The organism is Bacillus sp. JZ109, assembly GCF_053903135.1.
Window position 1 is genome coordinate 243,642 of record NZ_CP096388.1, and the last position, 17,806, is coordinate 261,447.

General features: G+C 45.8%; 19 protein-coding genes and 1 other annotated feature (1 of these 20 running past the window's edge). Of the genes, 10 read left to right on the forward strand and 9 right to left on the reverse strand.

Features of this window, described 5'->3' with window-relative positions; translation table 11 throughout:
- Positions 1–43 precede the first annotated feature (43 nt).
- From M1D94_RS01295 to licH, 7 genes are all read left to right on the forward strand, one after another.
- Positions 44–634 carry a DNA-3-methyladenine glycosylase gene (locus tag M1D94_RS01295; RefSeq protein WP_003227303.1) on the forward strand — a complete coding sequence of 197 codons (591 nt, stop codon included), beginning with the start codon at positions 44–46 and terminating at the stop codon, positions 632–634.
- Positions 635–662: 28 nt separating this feature from the next.
- Complete coding sequence (locus tag M1D94_RS01300; RefSeq protein ID WP_009968374.1) at positions 663–821, forward strand: hypothetical protein; 159 nt, start codon at positions 663–665, stop codon at positions 819–821.
- Between the two features lie 162 nt (positions 822–983).
- The gene (gene licR, locus M1D94_RS01305; RefSeq protein WP_283857100.1) at positions 984–2,909 is read left to right on the forward strand and encodes a transcriptional regulator LicR; all 1,926 of its coding nucleotides are present in this window, start codon (positions 984–986) and stop codon (positions 2,907–2,909) included.
- Positions 2,910–3,037: 128 nt separating this feature from the next.
- Positions 3,038–3,346 (forward strand): PTS lichenan transporter subunit IIB, encoded by a 309-nt coding sequence (gene licB, locus M1D94_RS01310; RefSeq protein WP_003218755.1) that lies wholly within the window; start codon positions 3,038–3,040, stop codon positions 3,344–3,346.
- 15 nt (positions 3,347–3,361) lie between these two features.
- On the forward strand, positions 3,362–4,720 hold the full coding sequence (gene licC, locus M1D94_RS01315) for a PTS lichenan transporter subunit IIC (protein WP_003227311.1): 1,359 nt from the start codon (positions 3,362–3,364) through the stop codon (positions 4,718–4,720).
- Between the two features lie 18 nt (positions 4,721–4,738).
- Positions 4,739–5,071 carry a PTS lichenan transporter subunit IIA gene (gene licA, locus M1D94_RS01320; protein WP_014478379.1) on the forward strand — a complete coding sequence of 111 codons (333 nt, stop codon included), beginning with the start codon at positions 4,739–4,741 and terminating at the stop codon, positions 5,069–5,071.
- The gene (gene licH, locus M1D94_RS01325) at positions 5,068–6,396 is read left to right on the forward strand and encodes a 6-phospho-beta-glucosidase LicH (RefSeq protein ID WP_085185435.1); all 1,329 of its coding nucleotides are present in this window, start codon (positions 5,068–5,070) and stop codon (positions 6,394–6,396) included. The genes licA and licH overlap by 4 nt, the downstream gene beginning before the upstream one ends.
- A gap of 33 nt (positions 6,397–6,429) precedes the next feature.
- Here licH and M1D94_RS01330 read toward each other — a convergent pair whose 3' ends face one another.
- The 7 genes from M1D94_RS01330 to M1D94_RS01360 form a co-directional block, all read right to left on the reverse strand.
- Positions 6,430–7,521, reverse strand: coding sequence for a branched-chain amino acid aminotransferase (locus M1D94_RS01330; RefSeq protein WP_085185437.1), 1,092 nt, complete (start codon positions 7,519–7,521; stop codon positions 6,430–6,432).
- A 141-nt stretch (positions 7,522–7,662) separates the two neighbouring features.
- Complete coding sequence (locus M1D94_RS01335; protein WP_003242574.1) at positions 7,663–8,421, reverse strand: SDR family oxidoreductase; 759 nt, start codon at positions 8,419–8,421, stop codon at positions 7,663–7,665.
- 90 nt (positions 8,422–8,511) lie between these two features.
- The gene (gene dltD / locus M1D94_RS01340) at positions 8,512–9,690 is read right to left on the reverse strand and encodes a D-alanyl-lipoteichoic acid biosynthesis protein DltD (RefSeq protein ID WP_003227323.1); all 1,179 of its coding nucleotides are present in this window, start codon (positions 9,688–9,690) and stop codon (positions 8,512–8,514) included.
- On the reverse strand, positions 9,690–9,926 hold the full coding sequence (gene dltC, locus M1D94_RS01345) for a D-alanine--poly(phosphoribitol) ligase subunit DltC (protein WP_003227325.1): 237 nt from the start codon (positions 9,924–9,926) through the stop codon (positions 9,690–9,692). The genes dltD and dltC overlap by 1 nt, the downstream gene beginning before the upstream one ends.
- A gap of 16 nt (positions 9,927–9,942) precedes the next feature.
- Positions 9,943–11,130, reverse strand: a complete 1,188-nt coding sequence (dltB, locus tag M1D94_RS01350) for a D-alanyl-lipoteichoic acid biosynthesis protein DltB (RefSeq protein WP_003227327.1) — start codon at positions 11,128–11,130, stop codon at positions 9,943–9,945.
- Positions 11,127–12,638, reverse strand: coding sequence for a D-alanine--poly(phosphoribitol) ligase subunit DltA (gene dltA, locus M1D94_RS01355; protein ID WP_085185439.1), 1,512 nt, complete (start codon positions 12,636–12,638; stop codon positions 11,127–11,129). Before dltA ends, dltB begins: the two co-directional genes overlap by 4 nt.
- A gap of 17 nt (positions 12,639–12,655) precedes the next feature.
- Complete coding sequence (locus tag M1D94_RS01360; RefSeq protein ID WP_003227330.1) at positions 12,656–12,805, reverse strand: teichoic acid D-Ala incorporation-associated protein DltX; 150 nt, start codon at positions 12,803–12,805, stop codon at positions 12,656–12,658.
- Between the two features lie 149 nt (positions 12,806–12,954).
- On the opposite strand from M1D94_RS01360, the gene M1D94_RS01365 reads away from it, so the two are divergent.
- From M1D94_RS01365 to ywaC, 3 genes are all read left to right on the forward strand, one after another.
- The gene (locus tag M1D94_RS01365; RefSeq protein WP_021480955.1) at positions 12,955–13,089 is read left to right on the forward strand and encodes a hypothetical protein; all 135 of its coding nucleotides are present in this window, start codon (positions 12,955–12,957) and stop codon (positions 13,087–13,089) included.
- 162 nt (positions 13,090–13,251) lie between these two features.
- A complete protein-coding gene (locus tag M1D94_RS01370; RefSeq protein ID WP_015250916.1) occupies positions 13,252–14,187 on the forward strand; it encodes a 1,4-dihydroxy-2-naphthoate polyprenyltransferase in 936 nt (311 codons plus the stop codon).
- 141 nt (positions 14,188–14,328) lie between these two features.
- The gene (ywaC, locus tag M1D94_RS01375; protein WP_003244564.1) at positions 14,329–14,961 is read left to right on the forward strand and encodes a GTP pyrophosphokinase YwaC; all 633 of its coding nucleotides are present in this window, start codon (positions 14,329–14,331) and stop codon (positions 14,959–14,961) included.
- 29 nt (positions 14,962–14,990) lie between these two features.
- On the opposite strand, the gene ywaD is transcribed toward ywaC, so the two are convergent.
- On the reverse strand, positions 14,991–16,358 hold the full coding sequence (gene ywaD / locus M1D94_RS01380; protein WP_456270386.1) for an aminopeptidase YwaD: 1,368 nt from the start codon (positions 16,356–16,358) through the stop codon (positions 14,991–14,993).
- Between the two features lie 155 nt (positions 16,359–16,513).
- Positions 16,514–17,755 carry a tyrosine--tRNA ligase gene (gene tyrS / locus M1D94_RS01385; RefSeq protein ID WP_080351463.1) on the reverse strand — a complete coding sequence of 414 codons (1,242 nt, stop codon included), beginning with the start codon at positions 17,753–17,755 and terminating at the stop codon, positions 16,514–16,516.
- Between the two features lie 41 nt (positions 17,756–17,796).
- Positions 17,797–17,806, reverse strand: a binding site (T-box leader) (it continues 205 nt past the right edge of the window).

The window sequence follows — 17,806 nt, forward strand, 5'->3', positions numbered from 1 at the left end:
AATGGTACAATGTACAAAAATCGGTAAAAGGAGAGGTCGATTCGTGACGAGAGAAAAAAATCCGCTGCCCATCACGTTTTATCAAAAAACCGCTCTTGAGCTTGCCCCATCGCTTCTGGGCTGCCTTCTTGTAAAAGAAACAGACGAAGGCACAGCGTCAGGCTATATTGTGGAAACAGAGGCCTATATGGGTGCTGGAGACAGAGCGGCACACAGCTTTAACAACCGCCGGACGAAGCGGACTGAGATCATGTTTGCAGAAGCTGGGCGGGTATATACATACGTGATGCACACCCATACATTGCTGAATGTCGTTGCCGCGGAAGAGGATGTCCCGCAAGCGGTATTAATCAGGGCGATTGAGCCGCATGAAGGCCAGCTGTTAATGGAGGAGAGAAGGCCGGGCAGGAGTCCGAGGGAATGGACAAACGGACCAGGAAAGCTGACGAAAGCGCTTGGCGTCACGATGAATGACTACGGACGCTGGATTACGGAACAGCCGCTTTACATCGAAAGCGGGTACACACCGGAAGCAATTTCAACCGGCCCGCGCATCGGCATTGACAACAGCGGGGAGGCACGCGATTATCCATGGCGTTTCTGGGTGACGGGAAACAGGTACGTGTCGCGTTAGAATGTTTAAGGAAGAGGCAATCAGGGGAATGGTTGAGAAAAAAGAAGGGAGAATCGGAGCTTTGAAAAAGATGATCAAAACCGTTATCAAATGGGCGCCGGTCATTTACCCGATTGTTCGAAAAATCATGAAGGACCGCAAAGCGTCTAAACAAAAGAATATGTCCGCATCTAGAACAGCCGGCTGATCCCGGCTGTTTTTTTATAGGTCAGTTTTCCCTCTAGTCCTCCGGATGTTCATTGACTTGCCATTCTCTCCATTATAGAATTTATATACATTTCGCATCCCTTCATCATCCTTTCTGCCTATTCACTGAATCCCTGCATCTACTAGTTAGGAGGTTTTTCTCATGCTTCATGGGCGACTACGTGATATTCTGCGCTTGCTGATGGCGGCTGAAGCCCCGGTGACAAGTTCGTTTTTTGCCGCGCAATTAAACGTAACGACGCGGACAGTCCGCAATGATATAAAGGAACTTCAAGGTGTGCTAAGCGGTCACGGTGCCTTTGTACAATCTGTAAGAGGCTCCGGCTACAAGCTCCGCATTGATGACGAGCAAGTATTCAAAACACTGCTGCAAGATGTATTTCAGCAAAAAAAGGGCCTGCCGGTATTGCCGGAGGAGAGAATGGCCTATCTTATGAAACGTCTGCTGCTGGCGGACCATTATCTCAAGCTCGATGAACTTGCTGAAGAACTATTTATCTCAAAATCTACACTCCAAACGGATTTAAAGGAAGTAAAGAAACGTCTGCTGCCTTACCGCATCGTCATGGAAACACGTCCGAATTACGGCTTCAAGCTGCGCGGGGACGAGGTGCAGATGAGGTACTGCATGGCGGAGTACATTGTCGATGAAAGAGAAACGGAGATAGATGTTTTAAATGAAAAGGCTGATATTTTGCCAAAAGAAGAAATTGAGATCATCCGTTCCGCCATCTTGAAAAAAATGAAAAACGACCGCATCCCTCTGTCCAACATGGGACTGAATAACCTCATTATCCATATCGCTATCGCCTGTAAACGGATCAGAACGGAAAACTATGTATCTCTTTTCCCGAAAGATATGGATCATATCCTGCATCAAAAGGAGTACCAGGCTGCAGAAGCCATCGTAAAAGAGCTGGAATCAGCGCTTGCCGTTACGTTTCCGAAAGACGAGACGGCCTACATCACCATGCATCTCCTTGGCACAAAACGAATGACACAATCACAATGCGGAGAGGACACATTTTCAATAGAAGAGGAAACCGATCAGCTGACACTTGCCATGATCAAAGCTGTTGATCGTGAACTGAAGCTTGGCATCCTGCATGACAAAGAGCTGAAAATCGGCTTGGCCCTGCATATGAAGCCGGCGATCAGCCGCAACCGATACGGCATGAATCTTCGAAATCCGATGCTGGCAGCGATCAAGGAACATTATCCACTCGCTTTTGAAGCCGGGATCATTGCCGGAATCGTGATAAAGGAACAAACGGGTATTGAGATTCATGAAAACGAAATTGGATATTTGGCTCTTCACTTTGGCGCCGCGATTGAACGAAAAAAAACAGAAAGCCCGCCGAAACGCTGTATCATTGTATGCGCATCGGGTGCCGGGAGTGCCCAGCTTCTGCGCGAAAAACTCCGTTCCCATTTCGGCAAGCGGCTCGATATTCTTGGAACGGCTGAGTATTATAGTCTTGAACAAATGTCCTACGAATCAATTGATTTTGTCATCAGCACCATTCCGATTAAAAAAGAGCTCCCTGTACCAGTACTGAAGGTTAACACCATCTTAGGCGGAACTGACTTTACAAAAATAGAATCTATTCTGAGTGATGAAAAGGAAAAAGCCAATCGCTACCTAAAAAAAGAACTCGTTTTTTTTCAGGAGGATCTGCGCTCAAAAGAAGAAGTGATTCAATTTTTAGGGCAGAAAGCGGTCGAATGCGGCTTTGCCGATGAAGAAATCATAGATTCCATTTTTGAAAGAGAAGACATGTCGCCAACGTGTTTTGGCAATCTTGTTGCCATCCCGCACCCGCTTGTTCCGCAGACGAAAACAACGTTTTGGGCCGTTTGTACGCTCAAAAAACCGATCAATTGGGAGAGTCAGCGAGTTCAATTTGTCTGTCTGCTTTGTGTCGAAAAGGAGAACAAAGCGGATTTGCAAAGCATGTATAAACTGCTTGGCAGCATTTTGGATGACCCGGCGGCGGTGAACCAGCTGATCAAATGTCGTTCATATCAAGAGCTTTCGGATGTGTTTGACCAAAAAATGCTGAGCTGACAGCCTGTATATACCTTTTTTCCGTTGCCTGCGGAAAAACCCTGAGTGTTTATGAAAGCGATTTCATAATATGATGATAGCAACAGCAGGACATTACAAAATTGATCAAACTCTAGGGGGTCTTTTACATGAATATATTACTCGTTTGTGCAGCAGGCATGTCTACTAGCTTACTGGTGAGCAAGATGGAAAAAAGTGCGCAGGAACAGGGAAAAGACTATACCATTTGGGCAGTTTCAGGCGATTCTGTACAAAATCATATCGATAAAGCGGATGTATTGCTTCTCGGTCCGCAAGTCCGTTACATGCTTCCGCAGCTCAAAAAATTAGGAGAGTCAAAGGGGGTTCCGGTAGACGTCATTAATACCGTCCATTATGGCACGTGCAACGGGGCGGAAGTGCTGAAATCAGCTGAACAGCTTGGACATGTGTCATAGAGAGGGGCGGGCTATGTGAATAAAGTCAATCAGATCTTAGAAGAAAAGGTCATGCCTATAGCGGGAAGAATTGCGGGACAGCGTCATTTGCAGGCGCTGCGTGATGGTATCATCCTCACGATGCCCCTGATTATCATCGGTTCCTTTTTCCTCATCATTGGCAACCTCCCGATCCCGGGATACGCTGAGTTTATGGCAAAAACGTTTGGCAGCTCCTGGTCTGAAAAACTGGCCTACCCAGTCGACGCGACCTTTGAAATTATGGGTCTTGTCGCCGCGTTCGGCATCGCCTACCGGCTCGCCGAGAAATACGGTGTTGATGCCTTGTCGGCCGGAGCCATTTCCCTTGCGGCATTTTTATTAGCAACACCTTATCAAGTGCCGTTTATGCCGGATGGCGCGACGAAAGAAATCATGGTTGGCGGCGGGATTCCGCTTTCGCTCATGGGAAGCAAAGGCCTATTTGTCGCCATGATTATCGCAATGGTGTCCACAGAGATTTACCGCCTTATTATCCAGCGCAATTTAGTCTTCAAAATGCCGGACGGTGTCCCGCCGGCGGTAAGCAAGTCATTTGTCGCGTTAATCCCCGGCTTTGCCGTCATCTTCCTAATTTGGGCAGCCCGGCTGATTGTTGAAGCGACACCGTTTGAAAGCCTTCATAATATTGTAAGCGTTTTATTAGGGACTCCGCTTTCCATTCTGGGAGGAAGCCTTGGAGGAAGCCTTGTCGCCGAAGCCGTCAAAATGCTTTTATGGGCCTGCGGCCTTCACGGTGCAAACATTGTCGGAGGCGTCATGGCACCAATTTGGTACGGCGCAATGGATGCCAACCGGATCGCATTCCAAGCCGGTGAGGAGCTTCCTAAGATTTTCACCCAGCAATTTTTCGATATCTGGGTCAATATCGGCGGAAGCGGCGCCACATTGGCACTGGTTGTCACGATGTTTCTGCGCGCCCGAAGCAAACAAATGAAGCAGCTCGGGAAGCTTGCGGTCGGCCCGGCCATCTTCAATATTAACGAACCGATTATATTCGGAATGCCGATCGTCATGAACCCAATGCTCTTACTTCCGTTTATCATCACACCGCTTGTCACAGTGACACTTACGTACATCGGAATGAGCACCGGCCTTGTCGCAAAACCGGCGGGTATCGCAGTGCCGTGGACCATGCCGCCGATCTTTTCAGGCTACTTGGCGACAGGAGGAAAAGTCTCAGGCGCGGTCATGCAAGCCATTAATATTGTCGTATCCTTTGTTGTCTACTACCCGTTCTTCAGAATGTGGGATAAGCAGAAGCTGAAAGAAGAAAACGATCTGGAGCTGGTTCAAACGCCTGCAGCATCAGATGACAAAGAAGCGGCTCTGTAGAGAAAGGAAGTGAATCGCGTGAATGAGGAAATGGAACAAATTATTTTTCAAATCATCCTTCACGGAGGAAACGGTAGGAGCTCCGCAATGGAGGCCATTGCCGCTGCGAAAAGCGGCGACGCAGAAGAAGCGCGGAAAAAGCTTCAAGACGCTGCTGAAGAATTGTCAAAAGCCCATCACTATCAGACCGAGCTGATCCAAAATGAAGCGAGCGGAGAAAAGACGGAAATGACGCTTCTGATGGTTCATGCACAGGATCATTTAATGAATGCAATGACAGTGAAGGATATGGCTGCAGAGATCATTGAGTTATATGAAAAAATCACCGAGCAAAGGGGAGCAAGCATATGACAAAAGGATTGAAGATTGTAACGATTGGCGGAGGTTCAAGCTACACGCCCGAGCTAGTGGAGGGGTTCATTAAACGGTATGATGAGCTGCCTGTCCGTGAATTATGGCTTGTCGATATCCCCGAGGGTGAAGAAAAGCTGAATATTGTCGGCACACTCGCCAAACGGATGGTTGAAAAAGCTGGCGTCCCGATTGACATTCATCTTACGCTCGACCGGAGAAAAGCGCTGAAAGACGCAGACTTTGTTACGACCCAATTCCGTGTCGGACTTTTGCAGGCAAGAGCAAAGGATGAGCGCATTCCGCTAAAATACGGTGTAATAGGCCAGGAAACAAACGGCCCGGGAGGCCTGTTTAAAGGATTGCGCACAATTCCGGTCATCCTTGAGATCGCAAAGGACATAGAAGAGCTTTGCCCGAACGCTTGGCTTGTTAACTTCACAAACCCTGCCGGCATGGTAACAGAAGCCTTGCTTCGCTACTCCAACCTGAAGAAAGTCGTCGGTCTTTGCAATGTTCCAATCGGCATCAAAATGGGCGTAGCCAAAGCGCTTGATGTAGATGTGGACCGCGTAGAAGTCCAATTTGCCGGACTGAACCATATGGTATTCGGGCTGGATGTTTTCTTGGACGGCATAAGTGTGAAAGAGCAAGTCATCGAGGCGATGGGTGACCCGAAAAACGCGATGACGATGAAAAATATCTCAGGCGCCGAATGGGAACCAGATTTCTTAAAAGCGCTCAATGTGATCCCTTGCGGCTATCACCGTTACTATTTCAAAACAAAAGAGATGCTGGAGCACGAACTGGAAGCATCACAAACGGAGGGCACCCGCGCTGAAGTCGTACAGAAGGTCGAAAAAGAGCTGTTCGAGCTTTATAAAGATCCGAACCTTGCGATCAAACCGCCGCAGCTGGAAAAACGGGGCGGGGCTTACTACAGTGATGCAGCATGTAACTTAATCAGCTCCATTTATAATGATAAACATGACATTCAGCCGGTAAACACGATCAATAATGGTGCGATAGCGAGCATTCCAGACGATTCCGCAGTTGAAGTGAACTGTGTGATGACGAAAACCGGCCCTAAGCCAATTGCTGTCGGTGACTTGCCGGTGTCTGTCCGCGGCCTCGTCCAGCAAATCAAATCCTTTGAACGTGTCGCGGCAGAAGCGGCAGTTACAGGTGACTATCAAACCGCACTCCTTGCCATGACGATTAACCCGCTTGTCCCGTCCGATACTGTGGCCAAACAGATTTTAGACGAAATGCTGGAGGCGCACAAAGCGTATCTGCCGCAGTTTTTCAACAAAATTGAAGCGTAAAAAAAGCCGGCCTGTAATGGGCCGGCTTTTTTCTTACTTGCTTTCAGTCAGCGCTGCAACTTCGGTCGTCCATCCGAATTCGTCTGCGACAGCGCCTTTTTGAATGCCTGTAATCGTGTCATATAGTTTTTTTGCGATTTCTCCTGTTTCACCGTTGTTGATCGAAAGTGTTTCATTCTGCCAGATCAGCTCGCCGACTGGGGAAATAACAGCTGCTGTACCAGTTCCGAAGGCTTCTTCCAGGATGCCGTCTTTATGGGCTTGGATGACCTCATCGATCGCAATTTTTCGTTCTGATACTTGAAGGCCCCAATGCTTAAGCAAGGCGATGACTGAATTGCGCGTAATGCCTTCTAGGATGCTTCCGTTCAGCATCGGCGTTACGATTTCACCGTTGATTTTGAAGAAGATGTTCATGCTTCCGACTTCTTCGATGTATTTCTTCTCAATGCCGTCCAGCCAAAGCACTTGGGAAAATCCTTTCTCTTCGGCGACCTGCTGCGCTTTTAAGCTTGAAGCGTAGTTCCCTGCGGTTTTGGCATTTCCTGTCCCGCCTTTTACCGCACGGACAAATTCACTTTCAACAGCGATTTTGACCGGCTTAATGCCTTCTTTGTAATAAGAGCCGACCGGAGAAAGAATGATCAAGAGCTTATACGTATGAGATGCCGCAACACCAAGGAAAGGCTCGGTTGCGATGATGAACGGACGGATGTATAGGGACGTGCCCTCCGCATTTGGAATCCAGTCTTTATCAATTGCGACAAGCTGCTTTAAGCCTTCAAGAACCTGTTCTTCATCAATTTGCGGGATGCAGAGGCGGTCGTTTGATCGATTCAGGCGTTCCATATTTTTTTCCGGTCTGAAAAGCAGAACATGGTCATCCTCTGACACGTAAGCCTTTAACCCTTCAAACACGGTTTGGCCGTAGTGATAGACCATTGCGGCCGGATCCATTGATAAGGGTTGATAAGGAATGATTCTTGGATCGTACCAACCTTTATCTGCGGCATAGTCCATTACAAACATGTGGTCTGTAAACACTCTTCCGAACGAAAGCTGATTTGGGTCTGGTTTCGGTTTTTTTGTTGATGTCAATTCAACGCGAATTGTTTGTTTAGTCATGGTCAATCTCCCTGCTGTTAAATTGTTTATATTATCAAACTTATTTGAAAATAATTTATATTCTATTGTATACCTTCAACAAATAATCGCAATAGGTTTGCTCAAATTTGTAAGAAATTCATATGAAAAAAGCAGGAGAAATTAATTCTCCTGCGTGTTCATTTGCTCGAATAACCTGTCATAGTCGGCGCGAGTGGCATCCCGAAGACCTTCAACACGTTCATTTGTAATCTCCTGTTTGCCTTCCTTCAAGCCGTCCAAGAAATATTGAACATATTCTTCAGATGAAATGCCCCGGTACGTCAAGCCTTGTTTATCGCGTGATTTTTGGTTTAAGCCCGTGTCCACCATAGGCGGTGCCATTTCAATCACTTCCACGCTCGTGTCGCGGAGCTGGTGTCTGAGCGTAAGCGAGAACGAGTGAAGTGCCGCTTTTGTTGCGCAGTACACCGGATAAACAGCTAACGGGTTAAACGCAAGCCCGGATGTGACCTGAACGATTGCCGCCTCGGGCTGCTTCATCAAATGAGGTGTGAAAAGGGCGGATAAATGGACAGGCGCTTGGAAATTAAGTTCAATTTCATCACCGTCCACAAAAAGCTCCTCTGTCCCTTTTTTAAAGTCAATTTCCTTTTGAATGCCGGCGTTGTTGACGAGAACATTCAAGTTCGGATATTCCTTTAAAGCCCATTCATACAATGCTTCCCGCTGCGAACGGTCTGCAACATCACATTGCTTTGTATGGATGTTTGGGAGCTGCTGCTTCGCTTCTGCAAGACGTGCTTCGCTGCGTCCGCAAATGATAACTTCATTGCCGAGTTCCAGCAGGCGCTTGGCCAGTTCAAGCCCGATGCCAGCAGAACCCCCTGTGATTAAAACCGTATTATTTGTCATCTTCATTGGATGTAACACCTCTTAATTAAGTTGGCTGTGATTCCTTTACTATTTCAAATCTTAGCAGGAAATATGCAGCCGCGTCCTATGAGATGCTCAGGATGAAGTGACTTTTCCGGTTTTATAAAATTCGTCAATTGCTTTATCGACATACACCCAGCCTTTCCAGCCGATGTGAATGGTGTCTTTCATGAAATACGGGTCATATTCATGCCCTGAGAAATCAGCAACCTGGAAGCCCTTCGCTCTGATTTGTTTATTTACCTTTTTGTAATAGTCAGTGCGTCCTTTTTTCGGGAAGCCCGTGTAATCATACCATTTCCCGTTAACAGGAATGGTGACAAACATAGGCTCTGCGCCCGCATCCTTCAGGATATCGAGCATCATTTCAAAGTCGCCATATTCCGGTGACACCGCATACGATCTTCCTTTGTTTTTCCCTTTCAGCTTAGGCACTTTCGGCTTCAGCTTTTTATAGACAGGGTTGTCGATGTGAAAATCGTTAGAACCGGAGTGGCGTTTGCCTGATTGATCCGCTAGTTTATTCAATTCAGACCATGACTTATCCTTTACTGACTGCGAGATATAGCGCTTTGGCCCGGATGATTCTGTCGTTGAATAATACAGATCTTTCTTTTCCAGCATGCTGTAATACACTTTGGCCGCCGGCTTCAGCGCGTTCACTTTCCACGTCTGGCCGTTTACCATTGCTTTGTACAGCTCAGAAAGAATGGCATCGTTTTGCACAGCCTTAAAGCGCAGCATGCGTTTCATCATTTTCTTTTTAATTTCAGGATCGATCTGATCGTTAAATGCCAAATCAAGCCCTTGCAGCGCAGAATAGTTCGGCGCGAAATGCTGTTCATCAGACCCGCGCTTAATAAACCATTGCGGAGACACGATGAATACGATTTTTTTGCCCTTCAGCTGATCCATATGGGCAGCGAAGTTTAAAGAATGAATCAATGACTGGGATCCGCCTTTGCCGACAAGGTATGGCGTGAATCCCTCATTGTTTACCTGAAAATAATTAGATGGGTGGAACTCGTCCAGCCGAGAAAGCTCAGAAGACCCGTAAATCGGAAGATATGTCGGATCTTTGAGCATCTGATCTTGTAAATATAGCCCTTGAAACATACTCGGATTCAAGGCTGTTGCTGACTCTTTCACACGCTTATCGGTGATGAAGCCTGTCAGCCATGAAGATGGAATTGCGATGGCGCCTGCGAATAGAATAAACGCCAAAATAATTGGACCGAAAAAACGCTTTTTCATTATTTCAACTCAGACAGCTGATTTACAATGTTGTTAGGTGTATTCCAAACGTCCCGGTCAAATTCAGTGATCGGCACTAAAATATCAAAACGGTTTTCAATCGCAAGCAGCAATTCTACTGTTCCAAAAGAATCAAGCAAACCTTCTTCAAAAATTTCAATATCAGGATTTTCCTTTACGATGTCATCCTGGCAAACCTCTGCTAAAACGTCTAATACCTCTTGTTTAAAATCCATAGCTTTCTAATCTCCTTTAATGGTGGTGATGAAATGGTTTTCCTGAGAAAATATAAAACCCGAAGCAAACGAAATGGAATGTGATCACAATCGCGAGAATGGTTGTCCAGCGGTTGGACGGCAGCCATTTATATTTCTTATTCCACTTCTCGAAAAAGTTGTAACACGTCATCAGAACGGCGTGATAGAGGCCGTAAATGATATATTGCGGCGCGAGCCCGTGCCAAACCCCCATCAGCATAAACAGCAGGAAATATCCGATGTTTGAGACGGCCATACGGTTTTTGATCCACTTTTTCTTAGTCATCCAAAATACGAATCTCATAAACACATAATCTCTGAACCAAAATGACAGAGACATATGCCAGCGATTCCAGAAATCTTTAATATTTTTACTGATAAACGGTTTATTAAAGTTTTCCGGTGATTTAATGCCCATAATGTAGCTGACCCCGACGGCAAACATCGTGTAGCCGGCGAAATCAAAGAATAAATACATGCTGTAGCCGTACATGTACAGCAGGTTCCCAAGAATCTTATTGTGCGTGATTGCGGGAAGATTCATGATGAAGTACGTATTGATCGCGTAGCCGATAATAAATTTATACAGGAAACCGATGAAGATTTTATGGATTCCCGTATACAGCAGGTCGGCGTATTCTTCTTTCGTCCAAGCCTTCTGTTCATCCTTGACGAACCGGCGGTATCTGTCGATCGGGCCGGAGGAAATCGTCGGGAAAAACAGGATGAAATACAGCAGGCGGTGCAATGGCAGCTGTTCTTTCAGCAGTCCGTCTCTTGCTTCCATAATCAGCTGAACGCCTTTAAAGGTTAAATATGAAATCCCTAAAAAGCTGATCAGGTTATGCGGCGGATGATGCGGCTGCGGGTGCGAAAGAAACGGCCATATTTTTGACAGAAATAAAGGCAGAATAGACGCGATAACAGCTCCGCAAAAGACAAAGCCGCTGTTCGCTTTCTGCCGGTATGCCAGATAGCCGCTGATCAGGAGCACCTGCCATATTGTAAACAGGCACAGCGCGATGACCCCGTGTAAGTCGTGCGAAAAAATTAAAGCCAATATAATGATAGATATGAACATGTTGTATGCTTGAAATCTTTTTCCGTTTAAGCCGAGAATGATCGTCGGCAGAAGAAGAATGCCAAGCAGTATAAAGAATAAAAACGAGCTGTAAGGCGTCATACAAGAACCTCTTCGCCAATGCGTTTTCGGTCAATTTTGCCGTTAGCCGTCATTTGAATGTGATCCTGATAGATAAATTTTCTCGGGATCATATATGCCGGAAGGGAAGCGGCAAGCTCTTTTTTAATAGCGCTTGTCAGCTGGAATTCCTTCTCGAACTCATGCTCCTCAGGCACAATAGCAGCGATCAAGTACTCAACTGTTCCGTTTGGCTGATAAGGAATCACGACAGCAGAGCGAACGTACTGTGACTGTCTGACATGGAACTCGATTTCCTCCAGCTCCATTCGATAGCCGTGAAGTTTAATCTGAAAATCCAAACGTCCTTGGCAGAAAATCTGACCGTCTTGAATAAAGCCGGCATCGCCAGTTCGGTATGCCCACTGGCCTTCATGAGAGAAAAACGCTTTTTCCGTCAGCTCTGGCTCACCAAGGTAGCCTCGGCTTACACTCGGCCCTGCAATGACGATTTCTCCTTTTTCTCCATCAGGAAGCGGCTGTCCCTGTTCATCCATAATGAAAATGTTCATATCTGGTTTGGCGAAGCCCACTGGAAGCGATTCGCTGCGGCTGATGACGTCATCCGTAATTTCAACCGATGTGACAGCCACTGTCGCTTCAGTCGGGCCGTACGTATTAAAAATCTTTGCTTTCGGAAAACGATCAAGCAGCGCTTTTGCCACAGAAACCGGAAGAACCTCTCCGCAAAACATAAATGTGTCCGCATGAGGCAGCAGATCCTGTGAAAAACCCGGATCCATCAGGCACATTTGCACAAAGGAAGGTGTTGATGTCCACACATTCAGCCCGGACTTCTTCAGCTCTTCAAATAAGACTTTCGGCTTGTTCACAGCATCCTTTGTCACGCAATGTAATGTCCCGCCTGATTGAAGGCACGGATATAGGTCCATGACAGACAAATCAAATGAGAACGGCGCTTGGTTTAAAAATATTTTTCCTCCGCTGACTGGAAAGTCTGCACAAATCCAGTCTGTGAAGCTTTGAAGATTCGCAGCGGAAATCTGCACGCCTTTCGGATTTCCTGTGCTTCCGGAAGTGTAAATGATATAAAACGTTTCGTGTTCTTTGACCCATTGATCTTGGCTGACAGAGCCGCCTTCGTTTTCCAGCAGTTCTTCCGCAGAAACTGTCTGAATCTGCTGGCCGACTGCATCAATTGAGAGTCCTGCTGCATGGATCAGCAATTCTGCTCCAGAGCTTTCGATAATTTTCGCAATCCGTTCGGACGGAATAGAAAGGTCAACCGGAATATAAGGATGTCCCGCTTTGACACTTCCCAAGAAGGAAACGATCATGTGCGGCTCCATGTGGCCGTACACAAGGATAGGAGATTTCTTTTCCCCAGAAATGCGTTTTTGGATCGCGGCAGCCGCGCGGTCAGACTGCTCCCATAATTCCTGATACGTGAGCGACTGGCCTTGAGAGCGGAAGGCATCGGTTTGCGGATAAGTTTCCGCATGTGTTTGAATAGCATGTAAAAGTTTCATAGTTATTCTCTCTCCAATTAGAAATCGTTATAAATATATGAACCGGTATTCGCGGTGTGAAAACCATACATAAAAAACAAAACAAGCAGTATCATCAAATAAAAGCCTGTATGACATGTCCACTTGACAGCGGGTTTTTCATACAGCTGTTTCATTAATTGCAGCATATCAAAAATTCCCTTCCCGTTTTTTCGACAATCACATGATTATTTGACGATCAGATGCTCAAAAAGTTTCATTTTTTCCCTAATCTCCCTCAAATTAATATATCGGCGTATGTTTTTGAAAATGAATCTTTATACCTGCAAGGGCAAGAATGGAATGTTTCGAGCTGATTCATAATAAAGGAAAAGATAGCTGGAGTCAAAAGATCTTTTTAACTTTTAAAAAGTGTAATGTACTTAAAAAAATTTTTCTGTACCTGTTCGTTCAAGTGAAAGCAGAAACCTAATGAAATCAGGGCGAGAAGCGTATAATAAGAAAGAAAACGCCTTCTTGCGGTATCTTGTGAAATAAGGGAGAAGTCATTATGATAGATAAGGAAGCAAAAGGAGTTTTTTATTAAGCTGCCGGCTGAAAAAAAGTAAGCCTTTTAATAGAAAGGAAGAGGAAGATGAACCAAACAAATAAGGGTGAGGGTCAGACAGCGCCGCAAAAAGAAAGCATGGGGCAGATCCTTTGGCAGTTAACCCGTCCTCATACGTTAACCGCATCGTTTGTGCCTGTGCTGCTCGGAACCGTTTTGGCGATGTTTTATGTGAAGGTTGATCTGCTGCTGTTTTTGGCTATGCTGTTTTCTTGCCTATGGATCCAGATCGCGACGAACTTATTTAATGAATACTATGATTTTAAACGCGGGTTAGATACAGCAGAATCAGTCGGAATCGGAGGGGCCATTGTACGCCACGGAATGAAGCCTAAAACGATTTTGCAATTAGCTCTGGCCTCATACGGGATTGCCATTTTGCTCGGTGTCTATATTTGTGCAAGCAGCAGCTGGTGGCTTGCGCTGATCGGCCTTGTCGGCATGGCGATCGGCTACCTGTATACAGGCGGGCCGCTGCCGATTGCGTACACGCCGTTCGGTGAATTATTCTCAGGCATTTGCATGGGTTCGGTGTTTGTGCTGATTTCGTTTTTCATTCAGACAGATATGATCAACACGCAAAGCATTTTGATTTCCATCCCGATTGCGATTCTTGTCGGCGCGATTAACCTGTCGAACAACATTCGTGATATTGAAGAGGACAAAAAAGGCGGACGCAAAACATTGGCGATTTTGATGGGGCATAAGGGAGCTGTTACTCTGTTAGCTGCGTCGTTTGCCGTCGCTTATATCTGGGTTGTCGGTTTGGTTATTACCGGTGCCGCAAGCCCATGGCTGTTTGTCGTCTTTTTAAGCGTGCCTAAGCCGGTTCAAGCAGTGAAGGGTTTCGTCCAAAAAGAAATGCCGATGAACATGATTGTTGCAATGAAATCAACAGCCCAAACAAATACATTTTTCGGATTCCTGCTCTCGATCGGATTATTGATCAGCTATTTCCGATAATAAAAAAGACCGCTCGTTTCGTGCGGTCTTTTTTTGTTACAATCGACCGCATTTTGTAAAAAAATTCATAGAACCTTGCAGCAGACAGGGACGTCTAGTACATGGACAGCGGATAAAGTTCCGTTAAAGGAGATGACGAACATGGATTTATCTGTAACACATATGGACGATTTAAAAACAGTAATGGAAGATTGGAAAAATGAGTTATTAGTTTATAAATTTGCGCTAGATGCGCTCGATACAAAGTTCTCAATTATCAGCCAGGAATATAACCTCATTCACGGACACAACCCGATTGAACATACAAAATCCCGTGTCAAAAGCTTTGAAAGCATCGTGAATAAGTTAATGAGAAAGGGCTGTGAGATTACGACGAAGGAAATGAAGGAGCATATTCACGACATTGCCGGCGTGCGCATCATCTGTTCCTTTATTTCTGACATTTATAATGTCGTGAATGTGTTGAAGCAGCATGAAGATTTGAGAATCGTAAAGGTAAAGGATTATATCCAGACACCCAAACCGAATGGCTATCGAAGCCTGCATTTAATCATTGAGATGCCTGTGAATTTAACGAACCGTGTGGAATACGTCAAAGCAGAAATTCAAATCCGGACAATCGCGATGGATTTCTGGGCGAGCCTTGAACATAAAATTTACTATAAATTGAACAATGACGTTCCTAAGCAACTAACAGATGAGCTGAAGGAAGCCGCGGAGATTGCCCATTACCTAGATGAGAAAATGCTGGGGATTAAGAAAGAAGTGGATTAAAAAAGACGGCACCCAAGTGCCGTCTTTTTTTATTTGATATCTTCAAAAATGTCAGATGCTTTCGCCTTCATTTGTTTCTTAATGGTTTTCGGTTTCTTCTCTTTTTTCACAGCCTCATAGACAGCGGCTGTCACAAGATCGCCTGCTTGCTGGAGGCGTTCTTTGCTGATATGTTCGATCGAGTCTTCAGGGGTATGATACCACGGCTCAACTTCTTCTGTTTCCGGGTCTCCCCAAATAAAGTTGGCGGAATCAATGCCGGCTTCGTGGAATGGCACATGATCAGATGATCCTCCCTGTGTCAGAGACAGGCTGTCAAACCCAATTTTTTCAGCAGCCGTATGGCTGGATTCCCAAACATAGTTAGATTGGCCGTCCAATGTGTTGACATACAACTCAGACGCTTTTTCCCAGCTTGTGCCTACCATATCTAAGTTGAAGTTCACTTCGCTTCGTTTCAGCTCTTTTTCCGATAGATGATCTACATAGTGAGAGGAGCCGAGCAGGCCGAGCTCTTCGGCGCCGAAAGCGATAAAGCGGATTTCTTTATCAGATGGAACGCTTTTTAAGACACGCGCCATCTCCAGCATAACAGAGGTACCTGAGCCGTTGTCATTTGCTCCGGGCGAAAAAGGAACACTGTCGTAATGGGCCGTCACGTACACAATGTCTGGATGTTTGATGTTCTTTGGTTTTTTGATTCCGATGATATTCTGGGAGGTTTGGTTTGTGATTGCTTTTAGTTTTAAGGTGGCTTCTTTTTGCTGGGTAAGTGCTTCGCCGTCTTCTTTCTTAATGCCGACGACCGGAATGCCGACTTTATTTCCCGACAGGTTTGGCGTCATAGGCACGAGGCTTTCTTTGTTGTTATAAATGATGACAGCTTTCGCTCCGGCGGCTTCGGCATTTTTGGCTTTCTCGTAATAAGTCAGGTCTCCTCTGGAAATCAAGGCGATTTTGCCCTTGGCGTCAGCGGTAAAGTCCTTTTGATAGCCCAATCCCGCATTGTAAAGCGGGGCCGTCAGCCCTTGTTCCTCAGTCGGAGCTGAGCCCGACGCCGCTTGGAGAAGAATATCGCGTCCTGCTGAAGACAGTGTACCCTCAAGCCGGTCAGGAATGTTGAATCGTTGAACCTTCACATCAAGCTTTAATTTTCTCAAGGATGAGGCGATCAATAGGGCACTCTTTTTTTCAGCTGCAGTTCCGGCTATTCTGGGGCCGATTGCTTCACTTAGCTGAGAAATGGTAGAGTACGCATGCTTTGCTTTGAATGGAAGCTCGCGCTCGCTATTTGATATTTGTAAAGCGTGCGCGGCAGGGGTGACACTCTGTGCCGGCAAGAGCAGTGTGCTGGCAGTTAAAACAGCCATCGTCATGACAGTCAAAAGCTTTTTCATCAAAAATAAACCTCCCCTAAATGTATGGTTGGGGAATATTTCGGGATGCTAAAGGAGTTTCCTGCAAGATGGAGAGCGTTTTTGAAAAGACAGTGCTTTATACCTGCAAAAAAACGCTTATGAATGAAGGGTCATAAGCGTTTCGGAATATCAAACTATTGGAGCTTTAAAAACTTGCGTTTGCCGACTTGGATGATCATATTCTCTCTTATCTCTGCTTTGGCGTGAACATCTGTTATTTTCTCTCCGTCGATGCGTACACCGCCGTTTTGAATCATGCGGCGCGCCTCGCTCTTCGAAGAGAGGAGTTTTAGCTTGACGAGCAGATCAATCATCGCTATCGTTTTTTCGCCTTTCCAGTTTACGGCTGGTATATCTTCCGGCAGGCTGTTTTCCTGAAAGACTGTTTTAAACGAGTGTTCGGCAGCTTCTGCTGCTTTCTCTCCGTGATACATTCGGACGATTGTTTTGGCTAAAAGCATTTTGGCATCACGCGGATGAACGGCGCCGGTTTCTAAGTCTTTTACGAGCTGTTTTTTCTCTTCAAGCTCTAAGTCTGTCGCCAAGTGGATGTACTTTTTCATCAGGCTGTCGGGCAGTGACATCGTTTTTCCGTACATGTCGTTTGGATGTTCGTTAATGCCAATGTAGTTGTGTTTCGACTTCGACATTTTCTCGACGCCATCCAAGCCTTCCAAGAGCGGCATAAGGATGACGACTTGTTTTTCTTTGTTGTATCGTTCTTGGAAATGCCGTCCCATGAGGACATTGAAATGCTGATCCGTTCCGCCTAATTCAATATCACTTTCGAGAACGACAGAATCATAGCCCTGCATCAATGGGTAAAAGAATTCATGCAGTGAGATTGGTTTTTGCATGGCGATGCGTTCTTCAAAGTCGTCGCGCTCCATCAGGCGGGCTACCGTTATTTTCCCTGCTAATTCAATGACATCTTCTAGATTCAATGTTTTCAGCCATTTTGAGTTATAGTGAAGCTCGACTTTTTCTGGATCAAGCACTTTTCCGAATTGCTCAAAGTAGGTTTTGGCATTGTGCTGAACTTCTTCATCAGTCAGTTGCTTTCTGGCTGCCGATTTTCCGGTCGGATCACCAATTTTTCCTGTGAAATCCCCAATTAACAGCTGGACAATGTGGCCGTTTTCTTGAAATTGGCGAAGCTTATTTAACACAACCGTATGGCCCAAATGTACATCCGGTGCAGACGGATCTAATCCGAGCTTAATTTTAAGCGGCGTGCCCGTGGAAATTGATTTCACGAGCTTTGCCTTTAATTCCTCCGGCGGTATGACTTCGTGGGCGCCTGTCATGTATAGCTGAAGCTGTCTTTCTACCTCTTTTTGTTGTGACGCTGTGAGCTGCTCAAATGTTCTCATCATTTTTCCTCCTTTTTTACAAACACAAAAAAGAGCCCATCCCAATAAGGGACG